This window comes from Capilliphycus salinus ALCB114379 (genome assembly GCF_047276495.1).
GTDB classification, from domain to species: domain Bacteria; phylum Cyanobacteriota; class Cyanobacteriia; order Cyanobacteriales; family Microcoleaceae; genus Capilliphycus; species Capilliphycus salinus.
The window spans coordinates 234,792-259,341 of the sequence record NZ_CP178543.1 but is presented as its reverse complement, the minus strand read 5'-3'; the positions used below and the strand labels follow the sequence as shown (position 1 = coordinate 259,341).

Genomic DNA, 24,550 nt, shown 5'->3' with positions numbered 1-24,550 from the left:
TCAGGGTGTTAAGTTTTGTGGAGATGGGTTCGCCTTTTTCCGTTTCAGCAGTCACAAAGTCGCGTTTTTTGAAGCATCAGGGTGTAAAACGTGAAAAAAGCTAAGGTTGTGGAGTAATTCTGGCTATTGTACCGATACAATTGTTAAAAACTTAAGAAAATAGGAGTCGGCTTTTATTTTGACCATGATTCCGACTCCCAATGTCTAAAAGTTGCCAGTTGCCACCAACTAAACTGGACTTAATCCCAACATAGCTCGTAGAGTAAAAAACGTAAAGGCAAAAATACCGCCCATTAAACCCACAAGGGCGATCGCCGTGAGGGGTCTCTCCAAGTAGGGCTTTAAGATATCAAACAGAAAGAAAAAGATCCCCAAGGTAAAGGTGATAAAGTAACGGGGATAGCGGGAAAGGTTGTCTAAAAAGTCTTTCATGGTTTGGGTTAATCAATCCTTTGATCTTATCTCAAATCGCTGTTCTCAAGAGGGAATAGGGGCAAGGGGCAAGGAGAAGGGGGAAGGGGGAAGGGGGAAGGGGGAATGGGGAATGGAGAATGGGGATTGGAGTCGGTTGAACGAAGGTGGTAATCTAGGGTTTGCTGGCTTTCTTGATCAAACATTGATACCCCTATGACGATTTTAATGGAAGTGACGACAAACTCGGCTTATCAAAATTATGTACAGTGGGCGTTACTGGGAATTCTGGCGGCTGGATTCTTGGCGGCTACGATTATTGGTTCGATCGCCTGGTATAATTCTAAGCGTCCGGCGGGTTGGGAAGATGCGGATGCGCCCGGTTGGGTTCCCAAGGTAGACGCTGACAAAAATAAACCGGGTGAGTAGTTATCGGTTTGTAGGGGCGTATGGTATACGCCCACGATCAATTTTTTGAGTGAATTGATCTGAATATCTCACTTTGATGGATAATAGGATTGTTTGGTTAAACTGGACTTGATTGTGACTCAAAAGTATTCCGCTCAAATTTATGTCACGCTTCGTCCTTCTGTTCTCGATCCGGCGGGGGTAGCGGTGCGATCGGGAATTCAACAGATGGGTTATGATAATGTTGAACAGGTGCGAATTGGCAAGTATATCGAAGTTACGCTGAATGCCAATAGCGAAGATGAGGCGAAAACTGAACTTGATCGCATTTGTGATTTGCTGTTAGCTAATCCGGTGATTGAAACTTATCGATTTGATTTGACTCCGGTTTCTGAGGAAGTCAAAACGACTTAAACTTAATTTATATTTTTATATTTTATAATTTCCCATGAAATTTGGTGTTGTTGTTTTTCCCGGTTCTAATTGCGATCGCGATGTGGTTTGGGTGACTCAGGGGCTTTTGGGTCAACCGACGCGGATGATTTGGCATCAAGATACTGATATTTCCGATATTGATGTAATTGTAATTCCGGGGGGGTTCAGCTACGGCGATTATTTGCGATGTGGGGCGATCGCGAGGTTTTCGCCGGTGATGCAAGCGACGGTGGAACACGCCAATCAAGGAAAGTTTGTGATTGGTATTTGTAACGGCTTTCAGGTGTTAACGGAATTGGGATTATTGCCGGGGGCGCTGGTGAGAAATCGGGATTTGCACTTTATTTGCGATCGCGTGCCGTTAACGGTTGTCAATAATAAAACCCCCTGGACGACTGCCTATTCTCCCAACGAAGTGATTAACCTGCCGATCGCACATGGGGAGGGATGCTACTATGCTGATAAGGATACTTTAGCAGAAATTGAGGATAATAATCAAGTTATTTTTCGCTACGGTTCAACTGCGAGTCCCAATGAGTCAGAAAATTGCAACGGTTCATTGAATAATATTGCGGGAATTTGTAATCGCAAAGGCAATGTTATTGGAATGATGCCGCACCCGGAAAGAGCATCCGATCCGACTTTAGGACAGACGGATGGGATGAAGTTATTTAAAGGTTTATTATAAAAAGTCAAGAAAATTAAAATAAAAATTTTATTAAATCTTCAAGAGTTCGAGCAATTTAAAGTTAGAAAATACCCAACTCCGACAACAAAAACCCTTTCCCCCAAGACGGATATCATAGGTTAAAAGGTATTGCAGCCCAGAGGAACCAAGGTCAAAGCAACGGGATTTCATCGCGATTATTTTCAAGATTTTTATGAGTGGTTTGAGTGAAAATATTGTAATGAACTTTTAACTTCCAAAAAAGCCGAAGTTATAATAAAAACTATCAAGCATAAATTCTCGAGAGCAACCCTAGTAAAGAGATAGGGTAATTTATGTTGGTTACACCAAATCCGGTTTAGCTATAAATGGATTGCTAAGGTAGAGAAAAGACAATAACAACAATTAAATAAACATTGAATATACCATCGTGACAGACGGATTTGGTAGAAGAATCTATTGTGCAGGAGAAAAAAAATGTCAGGTCAACGATATGCAAACGCAATTAATAATCCGTCAGCAAGCGTCCAAATTAACGTAGCGCCATCGGAGATCAAACCCAACGTACCGATTACATTTACAGCCTACCCCATTGGTGCGGCGCCGGGTCTGACTCCTAATCTTAATATTCAGTTTACGCCGGAGGCAAATGTACTCGGTTTTCCGTCGAATACAAATATTGACTTTGCCGGAAATGGTAATCCTGAAACGTTAGGATTTCCCAACGGATTTCCCGTAGGAGAAGGCGCCGTTGTACGAGTAAGCTCGTTTGCGAATACAGGACCTTTTCTGTTTGAAGTGAGTGCAGAAACTTTTAATAATACTGCGGTCAGTGCGGAACCCCAAGGTATTATCAATACCTCTAGAAGCCTAAATGGATTTGTGGGTCGCAGCGACGATCAGGATTGGTATCAATTTGTTGCACCGCCAACGGGAGGAACTTTCACGTTCAACCTCTCAAATTTAGTAGATAATGCTGATTTAAGAATAGTTCGAGACTATGGAGGCGGGTCTCTGGCGGTGCTAAGTCAGGGCCTTAATGGGGGGACAGCAAACGAACAATTACAAGTTCCTCTCGAAGCCAACCAACCTTATTTTGTTCAAGTTTCTAATGCCCCAAATGGCTCTAACTTGAGCGATGCGGGTGCGACATCAACTCGCTACAATTTAGAGATTATTCCCGGAACGATGGAACAGCCATCAGTTTCGGTGAGTGCATTGGGAAATCCGTCAGAAATGGGTCCAACTCCGGGTACATTTCAAATCTGGCGGACGGGAGATACAACAACTCCGCTGACGGTTAACTTTACTGTCGGAGGAACGGCTACTTTTGGAATTGACTACAATCAGATCGGTAGCACGTTCAGCGGTGGCAACGGAACGGTGATTATTCCGGCTGGACAAAATAGTGCCAATATTACGATCAACCCGGTTAATGATGGTATTGCCGACTTGAATGAAACGATTGAAATTGGTTTACAAGCGGCGGCCGGTTATGGGGTGAGTCCTCAAAACAGTGCTACTCTAACAATTTTAGATTCATCCTCGTCCGGCGGATCGGGTGAGCGGGTGGCCCGTTACTGGGATAATACAGCCGGTTCACACTTTTTTACCGCAGATCTGACAGAGCAACAAATCAGGAATGCAGATCCCCGATATAATAACGAAGGGTTTGAATTCCGCTCGGAAGGAAATGTCACCCTACAACGTTATGTGAACACTAAAGGGGGCTATTTCTACGCCAGCAACCCGGGTGAAATTGCTTTTGTACAGACGTTGCAGGAATGGCGGGCCGATCCTGCGGCGGTACCGATTGAAGTCTATTCAAGTCAGCAACCGGGAACACTGCCGGTTTATCGGGCTTTTAATTTAGACACAAACGGTCATTTCTACACTGTCGATTTCAATCAAGCCCTATATGCGGACTCGCTACCTGATTTTAGACTGGAGGGAATTTCTTTCTTTGCCAAACCAGGGGTTTAAAGAATTAACAGTCTAAAAAACGGGACTTGAGAGTAATTTTGAATGCGATCGCGATCGGTATTGTGAGATCAAGTTAAATCAAAGGTTGTATTGCCTGTACGATCGCTTCTCGTTGTTCGGCATCATACCCCCAACGGTCGAGAAAACTTTGGTATTCCCCAACTCCGGTTTGTGCGGTTTCTAAAAGTTGCTTGACCATTGTATCCAAAACGGGAAGATTCAAAGATTGAATCAGATGAACCGATCGCGATCGCACCCGATCGGAACTGGCGGCCATTTCTTCGTGTTGGTTGCGACGGTGATGAACGACCATCGCCGCAGACATTGCCATATTTTTAATCAACAAGTCGGGGACTTCTTCTGAGGCTTTTAACCCTTGGATAACGGCTTCTGAGGGACGATCGACAAATGCACGGGGATCGGTGAGATAGGTGACAAAAAACCCTCTGGCGCCATTGTGAGTTTTAACTAAGTTGGCGATCGCGGCTGAGGTTTCCGACTCGGAGAGGTCGTTGGCGGCCATATTTTCGAGTAGGGTCTGAGTCTGGGCGATCGCTTGTTCAAAGGTGAGATCTTCAGAGGTGGACTCGGTAGAGGGAGAAGTCATAAAAAAGGCTGAGAATGAAATATCGTTTTTGAGGATAACAGCATTGTGCCACAATAAAGGAGTGCGACGGTAGAGTACAATTAATCCGTCATGGCGATTATTTCTTCTTCTTCCCAACCGACCGACCCGAATTCCCCGAAAAAGCGTGCTTCTGTGCGTTCACAACCGGCCAAATACTCCGCGTCTCGATCGGCGGAGGATTATCTGCTGGAAGCCGAAGAAACGCCCGATGAGCAAATTAACCCCAAACAGGACGAATCGATCCGACCTCAACGGATCTGCGATTATATCGGTCAAAAGGATTTAAAAGAGGTTTTGGAAATTGCGATCGCGGCGGCCAAGTCTCGCAATGAACCCCTGGATCATTTGTTACTTTATGGGCCTCCGGGGTTGGGAAAAACGACGATGGCGTTAATTTTGGCGTCGGAAATGGGGGTCAGTTGTAAGATTACCACTGCACCGGCGATTGAAAAACCGCGTGATATTGCGGGTTTGTTGGTGAATCTCAAACCGGGGGAAATTCTATTTATTGATGAAATTCACCGCTTATCAAAAATGGCGGAAGAAATTCTCTATCCGGCGATGGAAGATTGCCGCCTTGATATTACAATTGGTCAGGGGCGATCGGCAAAAACTCGGAGTATTCCGTTGGTGCCTTTTACGATTGTTGGGGCGACGACTCGCATCGGGGCGTTAACGTCTCCTCTGCGCGATCGGTTTGGATTAATTCAACGGTTGCGGTTTTATGAAGTGGATGAATTAAGTTTAATTGTACAGCGAACAGCCAAGTTATTAAATACGCCGATTAATCCCGATGGGGCCGAAGAAATTGCCCGTCGTTCAAGGGGAACTCCTAGAATTGCCAATCGCCTGTTAAAACGGGTGCGGGATTATGTGGAAGTGAAAGCGTCCGGGCCGATTACGGGGGAAATTGCGGCGGTGGCTTTAGAACTGTTTAATGTCGATCCGATGGGGTTAGATTGGACAGATCGCCACCTGTTACAAATGATGATTGAAAATTTTAATGGCGGCCCGGTTGGGTTGGAAACGATGGCGGCGACAACGGGGGAAGATGCCCAAACGATTGAGGAGGTTTATGAACCTTATTTGATGCAAATTGGCTTTTTACAACGCACCCATCGGGGGCGGTTGGCAACGGCTTCGGCGTGGAAACATTTGGGGTATTCGCCTCCTGATGAACAGTTATCTTTGTTTCGTTAACGTCGATAATCGGTTGAGGGTGTTCTGATTACATTGGGGTCGGTTTCGTAGTGATGGACGACTTTTTCTTTGCGTCTACCTTTTAAGCCGAATAAACCGAATAAACCGAGCAATCCCAACCATCCCCAGTTGGCGTTTTGTTCAATTACTTCGGCGGTTTCTGCGATTTCTTGTTGGGCTTCTGCGGTGGCTTCGTCGGTGGCTTCGAGAAGATTTTGTCCGGCGTCTTCGAGATTTTCTCCGGCCCGATCTAAGTTGTCTTGGGCATTATTCTGAGCCAAAGCGGGGCGATGGAACGGGGAAAGAAGTAGACTTACTGCTATCAAACTGGTTGCGAAAGTTTTGTAAAAAAGATATTTTTTCATGGTTTTTTGGTCTTAATCTCTAGATTTGTCAATAAAAATTTTTATTTTTAATTTGGTTAAATGTTATCAAATTTAATGTTTTTTTGGCTTCTATCTGAGGAAGTAAACCGAGGTATTGTTTTCAACTTCTACCCTAAGATAGATTCAAAAAAATCACAAGACGAGTAAAATCTGTAGTGCGTTTTGCTGTGTACCTCTAAAAACGAGCTTAAATTTTGAATGGGAAATTGAAAATTCACACAGACAACGCGAGATTGCAGGCATCTACTCAGTTGGTGAACTTAAAAACACTCAAAATCAAAGCTCAATTTTTCTCTAATGATGGATCAATTGTTTCAAACCGTAAAAGATAGTCTACAGGAGTTAGTTGCCAGTGGAGTCAAACTGATTCCGGCAATTTTGATGGCTCTGGTTATTCTTTTTTTAACTCGTTATGCGGCTCAATTTGTACAAAAAATTGTTGAGCAAGTCAGTAGCAAAACGATTCGCAGCCAATCTTTACAGTTACTCGTCAGCAAAGTGAGTCATATTGGCGTTTGGACTGGCGGGGTTCTTTTTGCTTGTATTATTACGTTTCCCGGCTTAAGTCTGGGTGATATTATTGCCACGTTGGGATTAACTTCTGTGGCGATTGGTTTTGCCTTTCAAGATATCTTTAAAAACTTTTTAGCGGGAATTTTATTGCTGGTTCAAGAACCGTTTCAAATTAACGATCAGGTGATTATTGGAGAATACGAAGGAACGGTAGAACAAATTGATATTCGCACAACACAAATTCGGAATTATCAAGGAGAACGAATTTTAATTCCCAATGCCAATGTGTTTACCAGTGCGGTTCAGGTGAGGACGGCTTTTGCTTCTCGACGAACTGATTTGGCGGTTGGTGTTGATTATAATACGCCTTTGCGTCAGGCTTCTCAACTGTTAGAACGAACAATTTCTCAGGTTGAAGGGGTGCTGGAGAGTCCGGAAATAGAAATTGATTTGGTGAGTTTTGGGGATAGTTCGATTGACTTTTTGGTTCGCTATTGGACTCGACCCCAACAAAAGATAGTGCGACGGGTTCAAACTCGGGCTATTGTAGCGATTAAAGAAGCTTTTGATCGGGCGGATATCAATATTCCTTATCCGATTCGGACGCTTTATTTTTACAATCAGGATCAGTACAATGATTATATTCCGAGCGCTAATTCTGATAATCGTTCCGAAGATGGAGTGCGCCTTTAATAGAGGTTAACATTGATAAAATTGGGTGAGCTTTTCTCTCCTAGCTCACCCAAAATTATCTGATAAATCTATCTTTTATAAACTCAAATTTTTTAGAGAGAATCTTTACTATCCGGTGCTATTTCTATACCTCGCCCTTGTTTAACTTGCTGTTGGGGAGTCACGAGGTCGCTCAAATCATTAATATGAATACCCATGCGATCGCCCGCTTGTTGAAGATTCGTTTTAAAGCCATCTAGATCTTCACCATAACCGCAGTTTTCAGCCGCTTGTTTTAAGCCTAAATTGGCACAGGCTTTAGCACAATCAATCAATTCCGTTCCTTTTAGGGGTTCAGTCTGAGCCATGAAAGCTACTCCTTAAAATCTACAATATCTCCTTATCAATCATTTCATTTTCACTCAAAATTATCCTCTATCGTAAGAAAGAGATTAAAACGGATATCGAGTTAATTTGCCCTTTCAAAATTCATCTGGGGAAGGATGTATAAAACTGTGATAAACTATAGCGTTGTACTACCTGATTAAATTAGGCTTTAGATCAGACTAAAATGCAAACCCCTCAAATTTCTCAATCAAACGTAGCGTTCCTAGAAAAAGTTCAACTCAAAGCTGGACTCAATGACTTGTATGAAGCCAGAGATCTCAGTGAAATTGTGTTTCGCACGATGCGGGACTTGATGACGACCGAAGCGGCGGATCGGGTTGCATCTGAACTTCACGAAGACGCTCAACCGACAGAGGATAAAACACTCAAATCAGAAATTTCAACGCTGTGGAAAGATACAAATCCGATTGTGGCTTGGCTGAGTCGAGTTCGTCCCCCTTTGGAATTTGATGATAACACATTTATTTTTCGGATTAAACAAGAAGGAGGAGCGCCCAAAGGGATGGCGGGTGAAACGATTATTGAGGCTGTTTTTGCAGCAACAAAAGATGAACTTTCTCAAGAACGAATCCAAGAAATCGCCGGATTTATGCCCGGTAAAATTAAAGAACTGTGGCAACAAGCTTAAAGATTCTTAGAAAAATTTGACGAACAACCCTAGATGGATTTTTGAAATTTAAACACCCTAAATTTAAACACCCATTATCCCTTCTAGGGTTCTCAACTCAATTGAATTTTAACCTATTCTATTTTTAAAATGATGACAGATGAAGATTACATGAGAATTGCCCTAGAAGAAGCCAAGAAAGGAGATATGCCTTACGGTGCGGTGTTAGTAAAAGATGATGAAATTATTGTGCGGGGACACAATACAGCCCAAAGAGATAATGATGTTACCGCCCATGCTGAGATTAATGTTTTGCGCGAATTTACGTTAAAAAAAGGATGCTATTCTCTAGATATTTTAAACGGTTATACGCTGTATACCACTTGTGAACCTTGTCCGATGTGTGCGTCGGCTTGTGTGTGGGCGGGTGTCTCTAAAATTGTCTTTGGGGCTTCCACTCAACAACTGATTAAATTGGGTTCACCGCAAATTGATTTATCCTGCGAAGCGATTGTTCAAAAAGGATTTCAAGATATTAAAATCACTCAAGGTATTCTCGCTGAAGACTGTCTGGCATTGTTCAAGTAAATGACTTCTTTCAATCAACCCCAAGATTTTCAATCGAAATTTCCCGCCCAATGGTGGAGTAAACTGGTTGCTTTTGTTGCTCTTATTAATCTGGTTTTAGTGATTTTCAATGTTAGCTATATTCCGTTAAGAGATGTATATATCAAACATTTGCCGATTGTCGTCAAGCTGTACGATCCGGTCAAAGAAATTGAACCCCATCCCGATACCACCCATTATATTAAGACGGTTGAAGTGTTGAAGTCGGAACTCAGCCAATCGGGATTAAAGTCCGAACAAACCGATTATATTTTAGCAAATTTGCGTCAACAAAGTCAAAGTATAATCGAAGAAAATCCCTATGATGTTGCCAATAAATTTGGAACGTTTGCCAAACTGAAGCGGCGGATGGAATATCATGTTGAGACGCCCTACGCTCAAGAAGCCTTTACCCAATTTTGGAGTCAAGACTATTTAGCGAAAGTTGGAATTGTAGAGGCTTTAGCTTTTTTTGACGAAAGAATTCGTCCTCTTTTAGAAGTCAATTACTTTAGACCGGTGGATGAAAATGGTCAATATGTCGATAATTTTTGGAAACTGGATATTTATTTTATCCTATTTTTAGGGGTTGATTTTCTCGGTAGAACCCTGATGATTTCCAGGCGACAACCGGGAGTGAGTTGGTTCGATGCGATGCTGCGGCGCTGGTATGATTGGCTGTTTTTGCTTCCGACTTGGCGGTGGTTGCGAGTCATACCCGTATCGGTGCGAGTTCATAAATCGGGTTTATTTAATTTAGAACGAATCTTAGCCCAAATTACTCACGAACCCGCAGCTTATTTGGCCGATCGCGTGTCAACATTTATCATGGTGCAGTTAATTAATCAAGCCAAAGATTCGGTAAAAACGGGAGATATGGCGCGTTCAATCTTAGAACCAGATCCCTATATTCAAGTCAGCGAAATTGATAAAATAGACGCGATTATTGATCGAATTTTACAACTTTCTATTTATCAAGTTTTACCCAAAGTTCAGCCGGATATCGAAGACTTATTACGCCACAGTTTAAAAGGCACATTAACGAAATCAGATTTCTATCAAGGATTGCAACAAATCCCCGGATTAAAAGGTCTTCCCGTGAATGTGATCGACCAACTCGCCGACTATTTAGCCAATGCGAGTTATGATGTTTTGTCTAGCTCTTATTCCGACGCAGAAGGGCGAGAACTCTTTAACAAACTCAGCGACAATTTTAAATCCGTTTTGCGTCAAGAACTTCAGGATGAAGTCACCCAGTCCGAATTACAAATATGGCTGTTCGATCTTTTGGAGGAATTGAAGCTCAACTATGTCCAACGAGCGCGTAAAGATGACCCGGAACGGACATTATCAGAAGCGGAAAAACTGCGTCAAGAGGAAGAAGAACGACAGCAAGAACTCCCCGAGACTGGGGATGGTCGGCTTTAATCCGGGGGAAAGCATTAATTTTTTTCAGAATATCTTAGGGAAAAGTCCCCCGTATTTCTCTTTAGAAAATCTCTGTCCTTTGATAGAGTTATAAACTCAGTTATTTTTGCTATAAATGTTTTGTAATGCCGATTTAGGAGAATACAATAATGAAAAATATTCTAATGCGTTTAACTCGGATTTTCGTTGCAGTTTGTGTGTGTCTCGTGTTGGTGGTTTCTCACGGAATTCCTGCAATGGCTGCGGCTAATAGCACCAATAATCAAGGGGAAGATGCGCTGAAAGACATTCAGAAGAAATCAGAAGATGTCCTGAGAACACCTCCCCGTTCTTTAGATCAATCTAAAGCTGATGCGCCTGCGGGTTTAAACTTAGTTCAGGGAGAAGCCAATCGCGACGACATGAAGCGACCTCAAACTTCTAGCGGAACTTCTGTAGAACAACAGATTGACGAAGGTTTGAAGAAAACTTTCGGACGATAAATGACTGATTCTATAAACGTAGAATAAAATAGTCCTTCCTATTGTTAATTGCACCGCTATGATGGCGGTGCTATTTAGTGTGTAAAAATAGAATTGAATTGAACGGAGTCTTTTCGCGCCGCCCAAGTTGATTTTATCTTCATTTTTATGGCTCTCAAATCCTCACTATTCATTGCAATGTGTAAACAGCCTGCGGCCCGCGTCACCACTTATGTCACAATAAAACTAAGGTTGAAGTGTAGGATTTCCCTGCTGCTGTCAAAATCCGGATTGAGTGAAGAATACACAGCATCAATCTCTATAACTCCTAATTCTACTTAAAACTATTATGAAATTTCATCCCGACTTTATTGTAATAGATACCGAAGGACAGCCAATTTTGCGAGAAATTGCGATTGTCGATCATCAAGGACAATTAATTTATGAAGCTTGGGCGGATAACCACCCCAATAATCCCGCCATTAGCCCAAAAACTAAACCCTTAAAAACTATTATTACCGATTTTCTCAACCTCGCCTATTCTAAAACCATTATCTGTCACTATGCCAGACATGATATTGAAGTTTTGCGGAACAGCTTTCGGGCCGTCGGAATTCCAACCCCCCATTTAGTTTTTGAGTGTAGTTTTGAACTGGCTCAACGTCATTTACCCGAACTCGGTAGCCATTCTTTAGAAGCATTAAGCAAACATCTAAACCTGAAATTAGACGGTAAAATTTTTAATAATGATTCCGCCCACCGTGCCAAATATGATGCCCTGTTTACCTATCAACTCTACAGACGAATGGTGAATGAATTTTTAAAGGATAGACTCCATAAAAGACCCAATCCCTTTGGTTCGAGTCGGGTCGATACTCCGTTTCAAGATCATGTGGATTTTCGCTCTATTTTTCAAGATGAATTTGAGCGATTAAAATCCATCATAATTGATATCAAACAAGATCCCAATCATCAAAGTAAAGGTGCCGTTGTCATTGGCGAACCGGGTTCGGGAAAAACCCATTTAATGATGCGTCTTGCCAAAGATTTACTCAACACCAATCGCCTGTTATTTATTCGCCAACCCAATAACAAAGATGCGGTTTTATTCCATACATACAGCCGGATTTTAGAGTCTTTAATCCAAAACGTTCCCGGAAGCGATCGCACTCAACTCGAACATCTGCTCGCGAATAGTTTTGCTAAAATCATTAAAAGCGAAGATTACTATTCCACCGCAAAAATTCAAAAAGACGAAAAAATCTTGCAAGTCATCGAAGGCGGAAATCTCAACCTATTCACCGAGTTAGGACAAGAAGAAACCAAAACCAAACGAGAATATTGGCAACATATCGAAAAACGGGCTTATGATTGGTGGTTGCGACACTTTTCTTCTGCGGGATACGCCCCACAAATTCTCAAAGGAATCATTCGTTTTTGCGGCTATACTGACTTTAACCGACGTCAAATTATTACCCAATGGTTGGCTTTAAATGACCTGTCATCGGAAGAACTCGATAAAGTTGGACTGGAAAGTTGGGGAGAAGATTGGAGTCGGGAAGAAATCTCATTGGCGGCGTTAGAAGTCTTTAGTAAATTGTCTTTGCTGGATGAACCGTTAATTATTATTTTTGATCAGCTAGAAGGACTCGGTTTAAAACACAACGAAGCGCTTTTACAAAGTTTTGGAGAAGCCATTAAAGAAATCTTCACCCACGTTCCCAACAGTTTAATTATTTTAAATCTGTTTCCCGACCGCTGGCAACAGTTCCAACAAGTCTTTGATGGTTCAATTGTAGATCGGGTTTCTCAATCTCAAATTTTCCTATCCAAACCCGCCAATCAACACCTGATCCAACTGCTAAATTTAAAGCTACAAACGGCAGATATTTCTATTTCCGAACTGTTTGAACGGGACGAAATTCAAAGCATTTTAGAACAGGCTTCAATTCGGGCTACACTGAACACCGCAGCCGATTATTACCGTTATAAAATCGAAGGAATTTCACTCCCCAAACGTTTAACTTCTGTCTCCAATACGTCTACCCTCGAACCGGAAGTTGAACAACAAATTCAACAATTAACCGCAGATGTCGCCCAAATGAAACAGGTGATTCTCCAAATTACCCAAACGTTAAATATGACGGAAAATGGAAAGGGAATATTATCCGCCCCTCCTGCGGTTATTACCCCTCATATTCCCCCAAATTCTCCGATTAAATTGCAGGTTCAAGACTATTTAAGTCAGCAACGTCTGAGTTTAGAAGAAAATTACAGCAAACCCCAAATTATTACCGAAAGCGACGATCTCGGAAAATTAACGACGATTCTCGAATCTTTGGTTTCTGTTATTTCTCCGCTTGATTTCGATGTTTTACGGTTGGGGCGACGGGTTCTTCCCGAACATTTGGTCATTCAAACCGCCACTCATAAATTTGCGGTGGGGTTTTTACATCAGGGCGGATCTCGATTTTATCACCGAATTCGCAACTGGAATGAGTTGGTCATTAATCATCCCGAAATTCAATTTAACCTCTGTCGGGAAGCCCGCGAAGGGTTGGTTACGGCGAAGAAAAGCGCCGAATTTCTGGAAAAATTCCGCAATGCAGATAACGGAAATTTTGTGTTTCTCGATAAGGAACAACGAATTATCTTTGAATTAATTTATCAGATGATTGTGGATATCCAAAATAAAGATTTAGAGGTGAATCTTGTGGAAGCGTTGGATATTGTTTTATTTGATTATCGCGATTATTGGTTATTTAAAAATCTGACGCTGTTGACTTTAAATCACAATCAGTTTCAGCCTCACTTTTCCCAAGCTTGAACGGGCAAATTTTAGATAAAACTGTTGAGGGGAAGAGTTACGAACTATATCTTACCCCTCTCTATTTAACTTCCTAGATTGAAAGAGGAAGTCGTAAGATTTTGAGATTGAACTCGATTAAACCGGACAGATTTCTTTTTCGGAAACTAACGGTTCAGAAATCACACTCGGGTTGAGATGATCGCTGTCTATCGCTGCCTCTGTCTCGGGTTCAAACCCCCGTTTAAATTCTTTCAACACAGCTTTTTGGGCTTGCAAAGCTGTCTTTAATACTTCCACCGCCTTTCGAGGTTCTCCTTGACCACAGAAGAAGAAATCTGCGGCAAAATAACCGTGTTCGGGCCAAGTGTGAATGGCGATGTGTGACTCGGCTAATGTGGCGGTTGCCGTGACCCCGTGAGGACTAAACTGGTGTACGCACAAGTCGATCAAAGTAGCATTTCCTGCTGTAATTGCTTCTAGAATTGAGTTCCGAATTCGTTCGGGATCGTTGAGAAGATCGGCAGGACATTGCCACGCATCGAGAATCAAATGAGTACCTAATTTTTTCATTTATTCGGGTTCCACCTCCCCTAGATTTTAGATGATTTTCAGCATATCCAACGCCTGTGACCTCTGACCTCCGACAAAAGGGTGAGTTTTGAGGATGAACAGCGGCGATACCGGGTTGAAATTTGCTTCTCTATCTAGTTTAGGGTTTTTTTGGAAAAATGTTCACTCTTTCGACATAATTTTTGATAAAGTTTTGGGGCCAAAATTCCAATTCAGCTTAACAGACTGGGAAAGTGAGTTAAAGTGGTGGGTTCGGGGCGGGGGTTAACGGGGCGAAAATGTCCAAGTTAGATGGACAGCGAAGATTGGACAATCGCACCCTCATCGAAGATTTGATTTTGGGTATTAATCCCCCGGACTATGATTTGATCGGGGTAAACTTCAAACGCCGCAAAACTAAATTCTCGGGTTGAATGTTCTGTCCAAGCCGAACGTTTAACGGCTCGACTTTTCGCGCCGGCACCGCAAACTAAATAGGTGGTTCCTTCAATTGAACCCGTCCGTTCATAGTTGTGTTCGTGACCGTTAATATACAGTTGAACGCCGTACTTTTTAAATAACGGGGTTAAAGTTTCAATCAATTTTTCACTCACCCCATAAATTCCCGAGGAATAAACTTGATGATGACCAAAAACCACTTTCCAAGCCGCATCGCTGCGCCGCAATTGTTCCTCTAACCAAGCCATTTGATTTGACCACTCTGCATTTTTGTTGGTATCTAAGGCAAAAAATTCTACAGCATCTCGACGAAAACTATAGTAACGTCCGTTCATATTAAAACCGGGATAACGAACTTGTAAATCTCCGTTTTGGGTGCGAACGTCGTGATTTCCCAAACAGGCTTGAAAGTTAACGCCCCGCTCCAGTAAACTTTGATAAGGCTTCTCAAAAACCGCTTCTATTCGCTCAATTTCGCCGTTGGGATAAATATTATCTCCGCCTAAAATTACCAAATCAAAAGGATGTTTTTCGTGATAGCGAGTCATCGCTTCAGCCACCGCATATTGTTCGGCTTCACCGGTGCCGGTATCGGCGACAGCAACAAACCTTAATAGCGGTTCTGTGGTGGGAATTGATACAATTTTATTGGGATTAACGGTTGTCTGAGTTGGTTCGATTAAATCTGTGGAATTCCCCGACTGCCAACTCCAACCTAGTACACTTCCAAAAACAAAACTTGAGAGAAGAAAATAGCGACGTTTCATTTAAAAACAACAGAGCTTTTCAAAACGGACAACAAAATGATACATTAGGATGACAAATCCCACATTTTAGTTTAACGCATTTGATACCGCTTATCGGTTAACCGGGAATAAAAAATGTCTGAAGATCGTTTCGCTTCTCCCAAGCCAAAAAAAAGGCCGACCCGCCCCCCCAAACGCAACATTTTGATTGATCTGACCATTCGGGTTTTGCGGGGCTTAATTGACCAACTCGAAGGGATTGTTAACCAATTAGAAAATCCTTCTTTCGCCGAAAATTCCCGCAGCCGAGAACGGAGAAAGCGATCTCTAGGCTATCATCTGTCTAGAATTTTATCACCAATCCGGCGAATTCTTCCCGATGCGGTGAATCGCATCTTACCCGATCCGATTTTGGCGATCGCCATCGGTGCTATTTTAATTGTTATCTTTGCTCAAATTATCCAAGAATTTCCCCAAGAAGAACCAACCACAGAAATCGCGGAAACCAACCCATCAAACCCCACCCCAACCGAAATCGTAGAGAAACCTTTAGAAGAAATCCCCGCCGAAATACCCGTAGAAAAACCTTTAGAAAAAATCCCTGTCGAAGCCCCCCCTTTAGAAGCGCAAGTCGAACCCAACGAACCCATTCTCCCAGAAAACGAAGTGCCAATTTTAACAGAAACCCCCGCCCGTTCAGAAGATCAAGAAGATCAAATCGAACCCCTCCCCGAAGCAGAAAACCCGCCGGAAAATCAGAATCAAATCCCCATTTTTATTATAGCAACTGCCCCGCCCGAACCGATAAACTTAACCTCACCTTCGAGTTTAGAATTAACACCGGAACAGTATTTAATGAGTAAAATCCGGGCTAAAATGAGCGAAGCAACAGCCAAAATCAGCCCGGAAATTATTGTCTCGGTGCGGGGGAATTTTTCGGCCGGTTTGCTCCGAGTTGAACTGAGTCAAAATTGGTACGAACTCGAAGAAAAACAACAAAACAAAATAGCCGAAATCCTGTTTAATCAAGCCCAAAACTTTGATTTTACTAAAATCGAACTCCGAGAGACGAACGGAAAAACCCTGGCTCGCAGTGCGGTAATTGGCTCAAACATTATCATTTTAAATCGGACGAAATCGGCGACTTAAACCGGAAACCGCCGAACAAAACCTTAAATTCTTTGGTAGTCCAGATAACAGCACAAACTTTCACTTATAGAATATAACAATTGAAACAGGCAGTCTGATTTTCTCATGGCGAATCCCTTCCTATTCCTGGAATACGAACCCGCATTTGAAGCCTTAGGCGGTGATTATTACGACCCAGTAACCGCAGCAGAATTTCCCCTGCATATTCTCCGTTTCCGCAATGATGAAATACTCGCCCAGTTAGGCCTTGACCCCGCCCGCGTCACCGACGATCATTTTATCGAAGCCTTCGGCAAATTTGAAAGCGTGCGTCCGGCTTTGGCGATGTGCTATCACGGCTATCAATTTGGAGTCTACAACCCGCAACTCGGCGACGGTCGGGGTTTTCTCTACGGACAGGTGCGGGGAGTCGATGGGGAACTGTACGACTTCGGGACCAAAGGAACGGGTCAAACGCCTTACTCTCGCAACGCCGATGGCCGACTGACGCTTAAGGGCGGCATCCGGGAAGTCATCGCCGCCGAAACGTTGCACCGGATGGGAGTAAAAACCTCTCGCACCCTCAGTTTAATCGAAACGGGCGAAAAACTCTACCGCAGCGATGAACCTTCTCCGACCCGTTCATCGGTGATGGTCCGTTTTAGTCGCTCTCATATTCGCTTTGGAACTTTTGAACGTTTACATTATTTTGGGCGCCGAGATTTAGTTGAAAAACTCTTGGATCATGTGATTGAATACTATTATCCTCACTTTCAAACCGATCGCGATCGCTACGCTTTATTTTATGCCGAATTGGTGCAGCGAGTCGCCACGTTAGCCGCCCAATGGATGGCCGCCGGATTTTGTCACGGGGTGTTAAATACGGATAATATGTCGATTACCGGGGAGAGTTTTGATTACGGCCCCTATTCGTTTATACCGACTTATAACCCCCGGTTTACTGCGGCTTATTTTGATTATGGGGGATTGTATTGTTATGGGAATCAGCCCTGGGTTTGTAAGGGAAATTTGGAGCGGTTGCAGCAACCGTTATCGATGGCGATTGATGCCAAAGATTTGGAGACGGGGCTGGATTTATTTGATAGTCAGTTTCGGGAAAGCTACCGACAATTGATGATGAATAAATTGGGTTTTGAACAGTTACCGATACCGGAAGCGGAGGAGTTATTAAAACTTACTTTAAATTTGCTTCAAAATAAGGACTTGGGCTATCACGACTTTTTTACTCTGTTAACTGAGGGGTTTTGCCAACAGTGGCAAGATGATTCTACTCTAATTTGTCAAGCCGAAGGATTACCCGAATTTGAAGGATGGCGAAAATTATACTTAGAAAGTTGGCAACAGCTTTATCACCATTATCTACAAACGCTCTCCCCGAGCCAAATGCAGGAAATGAAAACTCGATTACACCAGTATAATCCGAGCGTCGTCCCCCTGAGGCCGGAAATTGAAAAAGTTTGGGAACCGATAGGTGTTGAAGACAATTGGCAGCCTTTTTATACCCTGTTGAAACAAATTAAAGAAGGGAGCGGGAGCAATTAAAACCGGCCGATAGCCGACCGCAAAAAATCGGAACTTTAATGATATGATCGACATGATTTTTTGAAAAGTTCTCCCCGGCTTCTGTTTAGCCGCAAAACTTCAGTAAACCCTATGATTCCCTCTATGCCCGGTGAAAGTTATCGGGGGCCTTTGCCTCCCTTAACGCCCCCAGAAATACAGCTACAAATGGCTCTCGAACGCGATATCAAAATTTTGGCACAAGAGATCGGCGAACGAAACTATCTCAATTATATTAATCTCAGAGCCTCAGCCGATTTTTTAGAAACGGAGTTTCTCGCTTGCGGCTATCAAGTTGAACGTCAAGCCTATCAAGTTAACGATCAAACCTTTGAAAATTTGGCGGTTGAAATTAAAGGAAATGTTCGCCCGGATGAGATAATTGTCATCGGGGGTCATTATGATTCGGTTGCCGGATGTCCGGGCGCCAATGATAACGGTTCGGGAGCGGCGGCGGTTTTGGAATTAGCCCGATTATTTGCCAACAAAACACCGAAACGGACTTTGAGATTTGTTGAATTTGTCAACGAAGAACCGCCTTTTGCGATGACAGACGGAATGGGCAGTTTGGTCTACGCCCGTTATTGTAAACAGCGTCAGGATAATATTGTCGGGATGCTGTCTTTGGAGACGATGGGGTATTATTCCGATGAACTCGGTAGCCAGCGTTTTCCCTTCCCCTTGGGCAATTTTTATCCCTCGACGGGGAATTATATCGCCTTTGTTACCCATTTAAAATCCACTTCTCTGGTTCGTCAAGTGGTCGGATCGTTTCGCCGTCACACCCAATTTCCGAGCGAAGCCGCAGCGGTTCCGGGTATGATTACGGGGGTGAGTTATTCCGATCATTGGTCTTTTTGGGAGCAAGGATATCCGGCGGTGATGGTAACAGATACGGCGATGTTTCGCTATCCTTATTATCACGCTTGGAATGATACGCCCGAACAGGTTAATTATGACCGCTTGGCGAGAGTGGTGGCGGGGTTAGAACGGGTGATTGAAGAATTAGTCAGTTAACCGTCGCGATCGCTTTTCGGCTGAAAGAAAATGGCGTTTATCAAGAATAACCCGGCACCTGCACGTTGAGCAATTGATCGCAAGGGATGGCTGCTTGTGAGTCTTCTTCGGCTTCGACATCGATGGGATAATAATATTCTTCGCCGTCTTCTTCATCACATTCTAATTCAATCAAGGGTTCATCTTCTTCCTCTTCTTCTGGATCGGGTAAAAAACGACTTTCCTCGCATCTATCTAAGGGTAGAGAACCGTCTAATAAAATGGGATCTTGATTCCCTCCTAAAATTGCTCTATTGTTAGCAAAATTAGAGACTTGTTGCAGTCCATCATAAGCGACTTCTGGCGCCGGAATTTCGATATACTCGATTTCTATGCCGCGATCGATCAGCAGTCCCAATTGACCGTTATTATGAGCGATCGCCACAATCTTACTTAAATCAATTTTCGTTAGTTTCATGGAAGTTCTCCCGAAGCACTATTATGATGAATTCCACTGCTGACCCGTGATTGTCTATTGAGTTTAAACTTTTTTGATTTTTAAGTCAACTCCTGTTCGGAATTTTAATGACGGATGTAACAGCATCCCCGAAAAGTTCGATCATCCCAAAGCGAATCTTTAGGGGTGATAGCGATGTCACAAAATAAGGATATGGCGATTTCGGGTTCCCAATGAGCGTACACTTTTAACAGTAGGAACAGCGATCGCAGTTTTTAGAGATTTTCGGGAGAGTTGGGAGGCAAAGATATCAGAAATTATGAAAAGATCTGACACAAAAATGCCTTTCTAGTTATATCATGTTAAATATAACGAAGTAACGTGTTAGGATTGATCAACTAAGATTCGGAGTAGACTAATGGCAAAATCAGCAACAGAGAAACCTTCAACAACTCCACTGACAGGAAAAGCATTACTTCAGAAAGTGAAGTCGCTTGGTAATATGCCCCGGCGAGAGACAGCGAAACTTTGTGGATATTACACCACCACAAAAGACGAGCAAATGCGTGCAAACATGACGGAATTTTACGACGCGCTGTTAGCAGCGAAGGGAATTTCGTTAGATCCGGGTCGTACAGATGGACGGGGTAGAGAAGCCAGTTATCGGGCTTGTGTACATAAGAATGGTTCTCTGGTTATTGGGGCAAACTATACCCAAGCAATGGGCTTAAAACCGGGCGATCAATTTGAAATTCGCTTGGGTCATAAGCACATACATCTAATTCAGGTTGATGCCAAATCAGGTAAAGAGTTAAGCGAAGACGAAGAAGAATAATTTCACGGATTTATTTCGCTCTGACTGAAGAGAACAGTTAAATCTGTAGCCCAACTGCCTCAGAAGTTCCGGGGTATGGGCTACTCAGTTCATTTATCTATCAATCGAGATTAATTTTGACAAGCGTTGCATGGCGATCATTCATCAGCTGATCTCCGTCGAAACCCAGCCGGGGATAGGGATTTACAATATTACACCGGAGATTATTAGCCGTTTAGAGTCGAGCAAGATCGGCAACGGTCAAGTCCTGATTTTCTAGCGACACACCACCACCGCCCTGGCGATTAATGAGGATGAAGAACGGTTATTAGAGGATCTAAAAGTCCACCTGAAAACCCTAGCCCCTCCTGACGCCAAATACCTGCACAACGATCTCCACTTAAGAGACGTTCCCCCCGATGAACCGATCAACGCTCACTCCCATTTAATGGCAATGATGATGAGTACCAGCGAAGTGATTCCAGTGGTAGAAGGAAAACTTGGTTTAGGAACTTGGCAATCGGTGTTATTTTTAGAGTTAGACGGGCCGCGAACACGCAGCGTATCGATTCAAATCATGGGAGAATAAACCCGGAGACTTGACAAATGTTTAATAATAGGCAAACTATGAAGTCTAGAGATCAGACTCATGGTTAAATTCTATGTTGGAACTCAGCCACCTGTTCGCTCAGAGTTTCTTGCCTTTCCCCTACTCACAAGCGATCATTGCAGTAGAAAAGGGTTCGTTTGACTACAAACTGGAGAGGAACCAACAGCCCGGTCAGTTTGCCAACGGTCAGCCCGGTTTGTGCGGGAGTCAACGAACAGATTTCAGTCAATCTCCCCACTTCAGCGAAGCCCTAGAATCCGCTAAAGATCGCTCAAGACTTGATCTCAACCTCCCCGGAGGTCAAATTACAGCAAACCCAACAATAGCACAATACAACGAAAGTTTTACCCCCCACAATTGCCCGAAGATACATTCTATTAATCCTCTCAATCCTAAAAAAATTGTTAGGACAGCCCAACCCGGAATTAACCCAAAAAAATCAGACCATTCTCTAACAACTCAAACCGTTATCCTCTGGGATGAAGCCGCCCGCAGCGCCGTCCGCAACACGAAGCCCGGCCCAACGATCGCCTCACGCGCCTATGCAATGGTCCATACCGCCATGTTTGACGCCTGGGCCAGTTACGATCCCGTCGCCATCGGTACCCAACTCGGAGACCGTTTGCAGCGTCCCCCCGAGGAAAATACCCTGGCCAACAAAAGCGAGGCGATCAGTTACGCCGCCTATGACACCCTGATCGACCTATTCCCCACCCAAACCCAAATCTTCGATAACTTAATGCAACAATTGGGTTACGATCCCAAAATCGCGATCGCCAGCCCCCAAACCCCAAGCGGTATCGGACGAGAAGCCGCAAAAACCTTGCTACAATTTCGCCACAGCGACGGATCAAACCAACTCAACAACTACGCAGACCCAACAAACTATCAACCCGTTAACGCCCCAGATACCCTGCAAAACCCCAACCGCTGGCAACCCCTAAGAGTCCCCCTCCACAACCCCAACGGTCGCCCACAAACCTTTCTCACGCCTCACTGGGGGAGCGTTACCCCCTTTGCTTTAACCGCAGCTTCCCAATTTCGACCCCCCGCCCCGCCCGAGTTTTCCACGCCGCTATACCTTCAGCGAGTCCAAGAAATTATCGACTACAGCGCCAACCTCACCGACAAACAAAAAATGATCGCCGAATATTGGGAAGACGGCCCGGGAACCTCTTTTCCGCCCGGTAAATGGATGAGTTTTGGTCAGTACGTTTCCCAACGGGATAACCACAGCCTCGATGAAGATGTGAAACTGTTTTTTACCCTCGCCAACGCCGTTTTTGATGCGGGAATTGCCGCCTGGGAATCCAAACGGTATTATGATTATATTCGGCCCGTATCGGCCATTCGCAGCCTGTTTAACGGCCGACAAATTCAAGCTTGGGGAGGCCCCGGCCAAGGCACACAAACCCTCGACGGCAGCCAGTGGCACCCCTACCAGCGCCTTAACGATCCGACTCCCCCCTTTCCCGAATATGTCTCGGGACACAGCAGCTACAGCGCCGCCGCCGCCGAAGTCTTAAAACGGTTTACCGACAGCGATCGCTTTGGGGCTTCCTACACCGCCCCCGCCGGCAGTTCCCACTTTGAACCCGGTATCACCCCAACTCAAGAAATAACCCTGTTTTGGCCGACTTTTTCGGACGCCGCCGACGAAGCGGGTATTTCTCGGTTATATGGCGGAATTCATTTTCGCGATGCCGACTTAAACGGCCGAATATTAGGGCGAAAAGTTGGGGAAACCGTGTGGAATAAAGCCCAAGGGTTTATTAATGGGGGAAATGATTCAATAATTGATAATTAATAATGGATAATGGATAAGTAATAATGGATAATGGATAAGTAATAATGGATAATGGATAAGTAATAATGGATAATTAATTAATCAGGTTGAAGACCTAATTAATTAATGATCAATTATCAATTGTCAATTATCCATTGATAAGTCTATTTGAGCCTCTATTCTAGATCTCAACTTCTACTGTGGTATGGAAACGCAGGCTCTACAGATAGAAGCGGTGCGATCGCCCCGAACTTCTTTTCAATGTCAAATAATTTGGCTCTAAAACAGAAAAAACCCTCTCGAAAAACTCCAGGAAGTCTATCGAGAGGAGTCCAGAAAATTGGTGGCTAAGGTTGATCAGGACATTGCAAGGCACCGAAATTTTTTGACTAAACTCTCCTCTTTTAAGTCGGGAATACAACCCGAACAACGGGAGAGATAATTGCCATTATCTGCTCGGAAAGCCACTGTAATGTCTTGCATTGATTTTGATCGTCAACTTTTTTACCCGACAAAAAAATCGAACTACTTTCATTAAATTATCACAATTCATCGATAAATTTAAGGCTAAAAAGTATGGAAAATAGCTGAAAAAAACATTGGGGTGAGAGGGCGGGTTGAAAAAATCTAAAAAGTTTAAAAAGTACAAAAAGTCATCGGTACTCCGGCGATGAATTGCCGGAGCCTGCGATGACTCGATTCCCGAGTCAAAGGATCGCGGATTGGTGATCATATGAACAGCAACCGATACCTCTTTTGATAAGATGGGTTTAAGCCCTCGAAAACCCCAGAGATCAGCATGAAGATAGAAGCTGCCATCAATCTAGTCGATAAACTTTATTTTCAACACACGAATCAACATCTCAATAGTATTCAAATCAATTTATTGCGGGGAGTTTGGTTAAACCAGTCCTACGAAGAACTCGCAGAAATCTGTTATTGTTCCGTTTCCCAAGTGAAAATGGTGGGGGCGAAATTTTGGGCGGACTTGTCAACTCTTTTTGGAGAAAAAGTCACCAAAAAAACGGCGAGAGCGATTTTAGAATCCCATTACCAAAGTTTAAAAAACGGAAAAATAAGACTCGCAACAATTGAGCCGGTAGGGGTTAATTATTCGCCGCCAAAACATGACAATAAAAACTCAACCGAACCCCCAACAACATCCCCGTCGTGGTTTGAGTCCGAGCTATTATTTCAACTCGCCGAGAAATTGGATAGTTCTTTAGAGAAAATTTTGAGCAATTGTCATGCAGACCTCGGTGAAATTCAATCCCTATCAAAACAACTGCAACTCATCCACTGTTTGAGTTCATATAAATATTCTTTGAACCGAAATTTTTTGGATATTATCAATATTTGCCGCCATATAATTAATAATTTAACATCAAAATTTACCGGGCGGAGGATTATTCTTTCCGTTTTTCAAGAGCCGATATTAGCCGATTACGATCTGAGTATAAGCGCCCGGGTTGATTCCCAGTTGGTTTGCTACATTCTTGAAAATCTCCTCACCAATGCTTTACAATACTCCGATGCAGAAAGTACCATCACCCTCGATGTAAACGTAGAAGACCAGCAAGGGATTTTTACCGTAGTAGATGGGGGGATTGGTATTCCTCCAGATGAATTAGAACGAATTTTTCAGCCTTTTTACTGTGCGACGAATAGCCGCCAACGCTCTGGAGGTGGTCTGGGGTTAACAATTGTGGAAAAAAGTGTAAAATTACATCAAGGAGAACTTTCTGTATCGAGTCAGATCGAACGGGGTTCTACTTTTACGGTGGTGTTACCTGTGGCTTAAA

At 43.4% G+C, this 24,550-nt stretch carries 25 protein-coding genes; 18 read left to right on the top strand and 7 right to left on the bottom strand.

Annotated elements, in window-relative coordinates; all coding sequences use genetic code 11:
• Positions 1–228 precede the first annotated feature (228 nt).
• Positions 229–432, bottom strand: coding sequence for a DUF751 family protein (locus ACL6C3_RS01200; protein WP_413164540.1), 204 nt, complete (start codon positions 430–432; stop codon positions 229–231).
• 195 nt (positions 433–627) lie between these two features.
• On the opposite strand from ACL6C3_RS01200, the gene psb35 reads away from it, so the two are divergent.
• The 4 genes from psb35 (at position 628) to ACL6C3_RS01180 (ending at position 3,904) form a co-directional block, all read left to right on the top strand.
• Complete coding sequence (psb35, locus tag ACL6C3_RS01195) at positions 628–840, top strand: photosystem II assembly protein Psb35 (RefSeq protein WP_413164538.1); 213 nt, start codon at positions 628–630, stop codon at positions 838–840.
• A 114-nt stretch (positions 841–954) separates the two neighbouring features.
• Positions 955–1,233, top strand: coding sequence for a phosphoribosylformylglycinamidine synthase subunit PurS (gene purS / locus ACL6C3_RS01190; RefSeq protein WP_413164537.1), 279 nt, complete (start codon positions 955–957; stop codon positions 1,231–1,233).
• A gap of 34 nt (positions 1,234–1,267) precedes the next feature.
• A complete protein-coding gene (gene purQ / locus ACL6C3_RS01185; RefSeq protein WP_413164535.1) occupies positions 1,268–1,942 on the top strand; it encodes a phosphoribosylformylglycinamidine synthase subunit PurQ in 675 nt (224 codons plus the stop codon).
• Between the two features lie 456 nt (positions 1,943–2,398).
• Positions 2,399–3,904 carry a pre-peptidase C-terminal domain-containing protein gene (locus ACL6C3_RS01180; protein WP_413164534.1) on the top strand — a complete coding sequence of 502 codons (1,506 nt, stop codon included), beginning with the start codon at positions 2,399–2,401 and terminating at the stop codon, positions 3,902–3,904.
• A gap of 73 nt (positions 3,905–3,977) precedes the next feature.
• Here ACL6C3_RS01180 and ACL6C3_RS01175 read toward each other — a convergent pair whose 3' ends face one another.
• Positions 3,978–4,511, bottom strand: coding sequence for a hypothetical protein (locus tag ACL6C3_RS01175; RefSeq protein ID WP_413164533.1), 534 nt, complete (start codon positions 4,509–4,511; stop codon positions 3,978–3,980).
• A gap of 90 nt (positions 4,512–4,601) precedes the next feature.
• On the opposite strand from ACL6C3_RS01175, the gene ruvB reads away from it, so the two are divergent.
• Entirely contained in the window at positions 4,602–5,732 is a 1,131-nt protein-coding gene (gene ruvB, locus ACL6C3_RS01170) for a Holliday junction branch migration DNA helicase RuvB (protein WP_413164532.1), read from the top strand.
• Here ruvB and ACL6C3_RS01165 read toward each other — a convergent pair.
• Positions 5,729–6,097: a WGxxGxxG family protein gene (locus tag ACL6C3_RS01165; RefSeq protein WP_413164530.1), complete on the bottom strand. Its 369-nt coding sequence runs from the start codon at positions 6,095–6,097 to the stop codon at positions 5,729–5,731. The two genes, ruvB and ACL6C3_RS01165, sit on opposite strands and share 4 nt — an antisense overlap.
• Positions 6,098–6,415: 318 nt before the next feature.
• On the opposite strand from ACL6C3_RS01165, the gene ACL6C3_RS01160 reads away from it, so the two are divergent.
• Positions 6,416–7,324: a mechanosensitive ion channel family protein gene (locus ACL6C3_RS01160; protein WP_413164529.1), complete on the top strand. Its 909-nt coding sequence runs from the start codon at positions 6,416–6,418 to the stop codon at positions 7,322–7,324.
• 92 nt (positions 7,325–7,416) lie between these two features.
• Here the strand turns inward: ACL6C3_RS01160 and ACL6C3_RS01155 are convergent, their stop codons facing one another.
• Positions 7,417–7,671: a hypothetical protein gene (locus ACL6C3_RS01155; RefSeq protein ID WP_413164528.1), complete on the bottom strand. Its 255-nt coding sequence runs from the start codon at positions 7,669–7,671 to the stop codon at positions 7,417–7,419.
• A gap of 203 nt (positions 7,672–7,874) precedes the next feature.
• On the opposite strand from ACL6C3_RS01155, the gene ACL6C3_RS01150 reads away from it, so the two are divergent.
• From ACL6C3_RS01150 to ACL6C3_RS01130, 5 genes are all read left to right on the top strand, one after another.
• Positions 7,875–8,339, top strand: a complete 465-nt coding sequence (locus ACL6C3_RS01150) for a DUF2267 domain-containing protein (protein WP_413164526.1) — start codon at positions 7,875–7,877, stop codon at positions 8,337–8,339.
• Positions 8,340–8,468: 129 nt separating this feature from the next.
• Positions 8,469–8,906 (top strand): nucleoside deaminase, encoded by a 438-nt coding sequence (locus tag ACL6C3_RS01145; protein WP_413164524.1) that lies wholly within the window; start codon positions 8,469–8,471, stop codon positions 8,904–8,906.
• On the top strand, positions 8,907–10,352 hold the full coding sequence (locus ACL6C3_RS01140) for a hypothetical protein (protein ID WP_413164523.1): 1,446 nt from the start codon (positions 8,907–8,909) through the stop codon (positions 10,350–10,352).
• Between the two features lie 149 nt (positions 10,353–10,501).
• Entirely contained in the window at positions 10,502–10,834 is a 333-nt protein-coding gene (locus tag ACL6C3_RS01135; protein ID WP_413164522.1) for a low temperature-induced protein, read from the top strand.
• Between the two features lie 328 nt (positions 10,835–11,162).
• Positions 11,163–13,640: an exonuclease domain-containing protein gene (locus ACL6C3_RS01130; RefSeq protein ID WP_413164520.1), complete on the top strand. Its 2,478-nt coding sequence runs from the start codon at positions 11,163–11,165 to the stop codon at positions 13,638–13,640.
• 117 nt (positions 13,641–13,757) lie between these two features.
• Here ACL6C3_RS01130 and speD read toward each other — a convergent pair whose 3' ends face one another.
• Together speD and ACL6C3_RS01120 are read right to left on the bottom strand one after the other, a co-directional pair.
• On the bottom strand, positions 13,758–14,192 hold the full coding sequence (gene speD / locus ACL6C3_RS01125; RefSeq protein ID WP_413164519.1) for an adenosylmethionine decarboxylase: 435 nt from the start codon (positions 14,190–14,192) through the stop codon (positions 13,758–13,760).
• A 287-nt stretch (positions 14,193–14,479) separates the two neighbouring features.
• On the bottom strand, positions 14,480–15,397 hold the full coding sequence (locus ACL6C3_RS01120) for a metallophosphoesterase (RefSeq protein WP_413164518.1): 918 nt from the start codon (positions 15,395–15,397) through the stop codon (positions 14,480–14,482).
• 114 nt (positions 15,398–15,511) lie between these two features.
• Here ACL6C3_RS01120 and ACL6C3_RS01115 point away from each other — a divergent pair, with 114 nt between their 5' ends.
• The 3 genes from ACL6C3_RS01115 to ACL6C3_RS01105 all read left to right on the top strand — a co-directional run bounded on the left by ACL6C3_RS01115 (position 15,512) and on the right by ACL6C3_RS01105 (position 19,102).
• Entirely contained in the window at positions 15,512–16,525 is a 1,014-nt protein-coding gene (locus ACL6C3_RS01115; RefSeq protein ID WP_413164516.1) for a hypothetical protein, read from the top strand.
• A gap of 105 nt (positions 16,526–16,630) precedes the next feature.
• The gene (locus tag ACL6C3_RS01110) at positions 16,631–18,067 is read left to right on the top strand and encodes a protein adenylyltransferase SelO (protein ID WP_413164514.1); all 1,437 of its coding nucleotides are present in this window, start codon (positions 16,631–16,633) and stop codon (positions 18,065–18,067) included.
• Between the two features lie 111 nt (positions 18,068–18,178).
• Positions 18,179–19,102 (top strand): M28 family peptidase, encoded by a 924-nt coding sequence (locus ACL6C3_RS01105; RefSeq protein WP_413164513.1) that lies wholly within the window; start codon positions 18,179–18,181, stop codon positions 19,100–19,102.
• Between the two features lie 40 nt (positions 19,103–19,142).
• Here the strand turns inward: ACL6C3_RS01105 and ACL6C3_RS01100 are convergent, their stop codons facing one another.
• A complete protein-coding gene (locus tag ACL6C3_RS01100) occupies positions 19,143–19,559 on the bottom strand; it encodes a hypothetical protein (protein ID WP_413164512.1) in 417 nt (138 codons plus the stop codon).
• A 397-nt stretch (positions 19,560–19,956) separates the two neighbouring features.
• On the opposite strand from ACL6C3_RS01100, the gene ACL6C3_RS01095 reads away from it, so the two are divergent.
• The 4 genes from ACL6C3_RS01095 to ACL6C3_RS01080 all read left to right on the top strand — a co-directional run bounded on the left by ACL6C3_RS01095 (position 19,957) and on the right by ACL6C3_RS01080 (position 24,549).
• On the top strand, positions 19,957–20,373 hold the full coding sequence (locus ACL6C3_RS01095; protein ID WP_413164510.1) for an AbrB family transcriptional regulator: 417 nt from the start codon (positions 19,957–19,959) through the stop codon (positions 20,371–20,373).
• Between the two features lie 277 nt (positions 20,374–20,650).
• Entirely contained in the window at positions 20,651–20,941 is a 291-nt protein-coding gene (locus ACL6C3_RS01090) for a secondary thiamine-phosphate synthase enzyme YjbQ (RefSeq protein ID WP_413168461.1), read from the top strand.
• Positions 20,942–21,014: 73 nt separating this feature from the next.
• Positions 21,015–22,769 (top strand): vanadium-dependent haloperoxidase, encoded by a 1,755-nt coding sequence (locus ACL6C3_RS01085; RefSeq protein ID WP_413164508.1) that lies wholly within the window; start codon positions 21,015–21,017, stop codon positions 22,767–22,769.
• 778 nt (positions 22,770–23,547) lie between these two features.
• Positions 23,548–24,549, top strand: a complete 1,002-nt coding sequence (locus ACL6C3_RS01080; protein WP_413164507.1) for a sensor histidine kinase — start codon at positions 23,548–23,550, stop codon at positions 24,547–24,549.
• Position 24,550 lies beyond the last annotated feature (1 nt).

What these genes read in the sequence shown, in the direction of transcription:
- ACL6C3_RS01200 (WP_413164540.1), bottom strand. Translation starts at nt 432, where the DNA reads ATGAAAGACTTTTTAGACAACCTTTCCCGCTATCCCCGTTACTTTATC.
- ACL6C3_RS01105 (WP_413164513.1), top strand. Translation starts at nt 18,179, where the DNA reads ATGATTCCCTCTATGCCCGGTGAAAGTTATCGGGGGCCTTTGCCTCCC.
- ACL6C3_RS01130 (WP_413164520.1), top strand. Translation starts at nt 11,163, where the DNA reads ATGAAATTTCATCCCGACTTTATTGTAATAGATACCGAAGGACAGCCA.
- ACL6C3_RS01100 (WP_413164512.1), bottom strand. Translation starts at nt 19,559, where the DNA reads ATGAAACTAACGAAAATTGATTTAAGTAAGATTGTGGCGATCGCTCAT.
- psb35 (WP_413164538.1), top strand. Translation starts at nt 628, where the DNA reads ATGACGATTTTAATGGAAGTGACGACAAACTCGGCTTATCAAAATTAT.
- ACL6C3_RS01085 (WP_413164508.1), top strand. Translation starts at nt 21,015, where the DNA reads ATGTTGGAACTCAGCCACCTGTTCGCTCAGAGTTTCTTGCCTTTCCCC.
- ACL6C3_RS01120 (WP_413164518.1), bottom strand. Translation starts at nt 15,397, where the DNA reads ATGAAACGTCGCTATTTTCTTCTCTCAAGTTTTGTTTTTGGAAGTGTA.
- purQ (WP_413164535.1), top strand. Translation starts at nt 1,268, where the DNA reads ATGAAATTTGGTGTTGTTGTTTTTCCCGGTTCTAATTGCGATCGCGAT.
- ruvB (WP_413164532.1), top strand. Translation starts at nt 4,602, where the DNA reads ATGGCGATTATTTCTTCTTCTTCCCAACCGACCGACCCGAATTCCCCG.
- ACL6C3_RS01160 (WP_413164529.1), top strand. Translation starts at nt 6,416, where the DNA reads ATGATGGATCAATTGTTTCAAACCGTAAAAGATAGTCTACAGGAGTTA.
- ACL6C3_RS01080 (WP_413164507.1), top strand. Translation starts at nt 23,548, where the DNA reads ATGAAGATAGAAGCTGCCATCAATCTAGTCGATAAACTTTATTTTCAA.
- ACL6C3_RS01165 (WP_413164530.1), bottom strand. Translation starts at nt 6,097, where the DNA reads ATGAAAAAATATCTTTTTTACAAAACTTTCGCAACCAGTTTGATAGCA.
- ACL6C3_RS01145 (WP_413164524.1), top strand. Translation starts at nt 8,469, where the DNA reads ATGATGACAGATGAAGATTACATGAGAATTGCCCTAGAAGAAGCCAAG.
- ACL6C3_RS01155 (WP_413164528.1), bottom strand. Translation starts at nt 7,671, where the DNA reads ATGGCTCAGACTGAACCCCTAAAAGGAACGGAATTGATTGATTGTGCT.
- ACL6C3_RS01180 (WP_413164534.1), top strand. Translation starts at nt 2,399, where the DNA reads ATGTCAGGTCAACGATATGCAAACGCAATTAATAATCCGTCAGCAAGC.
- speD (WP_413164519.1), bottom strand. Translation starts at nt 14,192, where the DNA reads ATGAAAAAATTAGGTACTCATTTGATTCTCGATGCGTGGCAATGTCCT.
- ACL6C3_RS01175 (WP_413164533.1), bottom strand. Translation starts at nt 4,511, where the DNA reads ATGACTTCTCCCTCTACCGAGTCCACCTCTGAAGATCTCACCTTTGAA.
- ACL6C3_RS01115 (WP_413164516.1), top strand. Translation starts at nt 15,512, where the DNA reads ATGTCTGAAGATCGTTTCGCTTCTCCCAAGCCAAAAAAAAGGCCGACC.
- ACL6C3_RS01095 (WP_413164510.1), top strand. Translation starts at nt 19,957, where the DNA reads ATGGCAAAATCAGCAACAGAGAAACCTTCAACAACTCCACTGACAGGA.
- ACL6C3_RS01140 (WP_413164523.1), top strand. Translation starts at nt 8,907, where the DNA reads ATGACTTCTTTCAATCAACCCCAAGATTTTCAATCGAAATTTCCCGCC.
- ACL6C3_RS01150 (WP_413164526.1), top strand. Translation starts at nt 7,875, where the DNA reads ATGCAAACCCCTCAAATTTCTCAATCAAACGTAGCGTTCCTAGAAAAA.
- ACL6C3_RS01110 (WP_413164514.1), top strand. Translation starts at nt 16,631, where the DNA reads ATGGCGAATCCCTTCCTATTCCTGGAATACGAACCCGCATTTGAAGCC.
- ACL6C3_RS01135 (WP_413164522.1), top strand. Translation starts at nt 10,502, where the DNA reads ATGAAAAATATTCTAATGCGTTTAACTCGGATTTTCGTTGCAGTTTGT.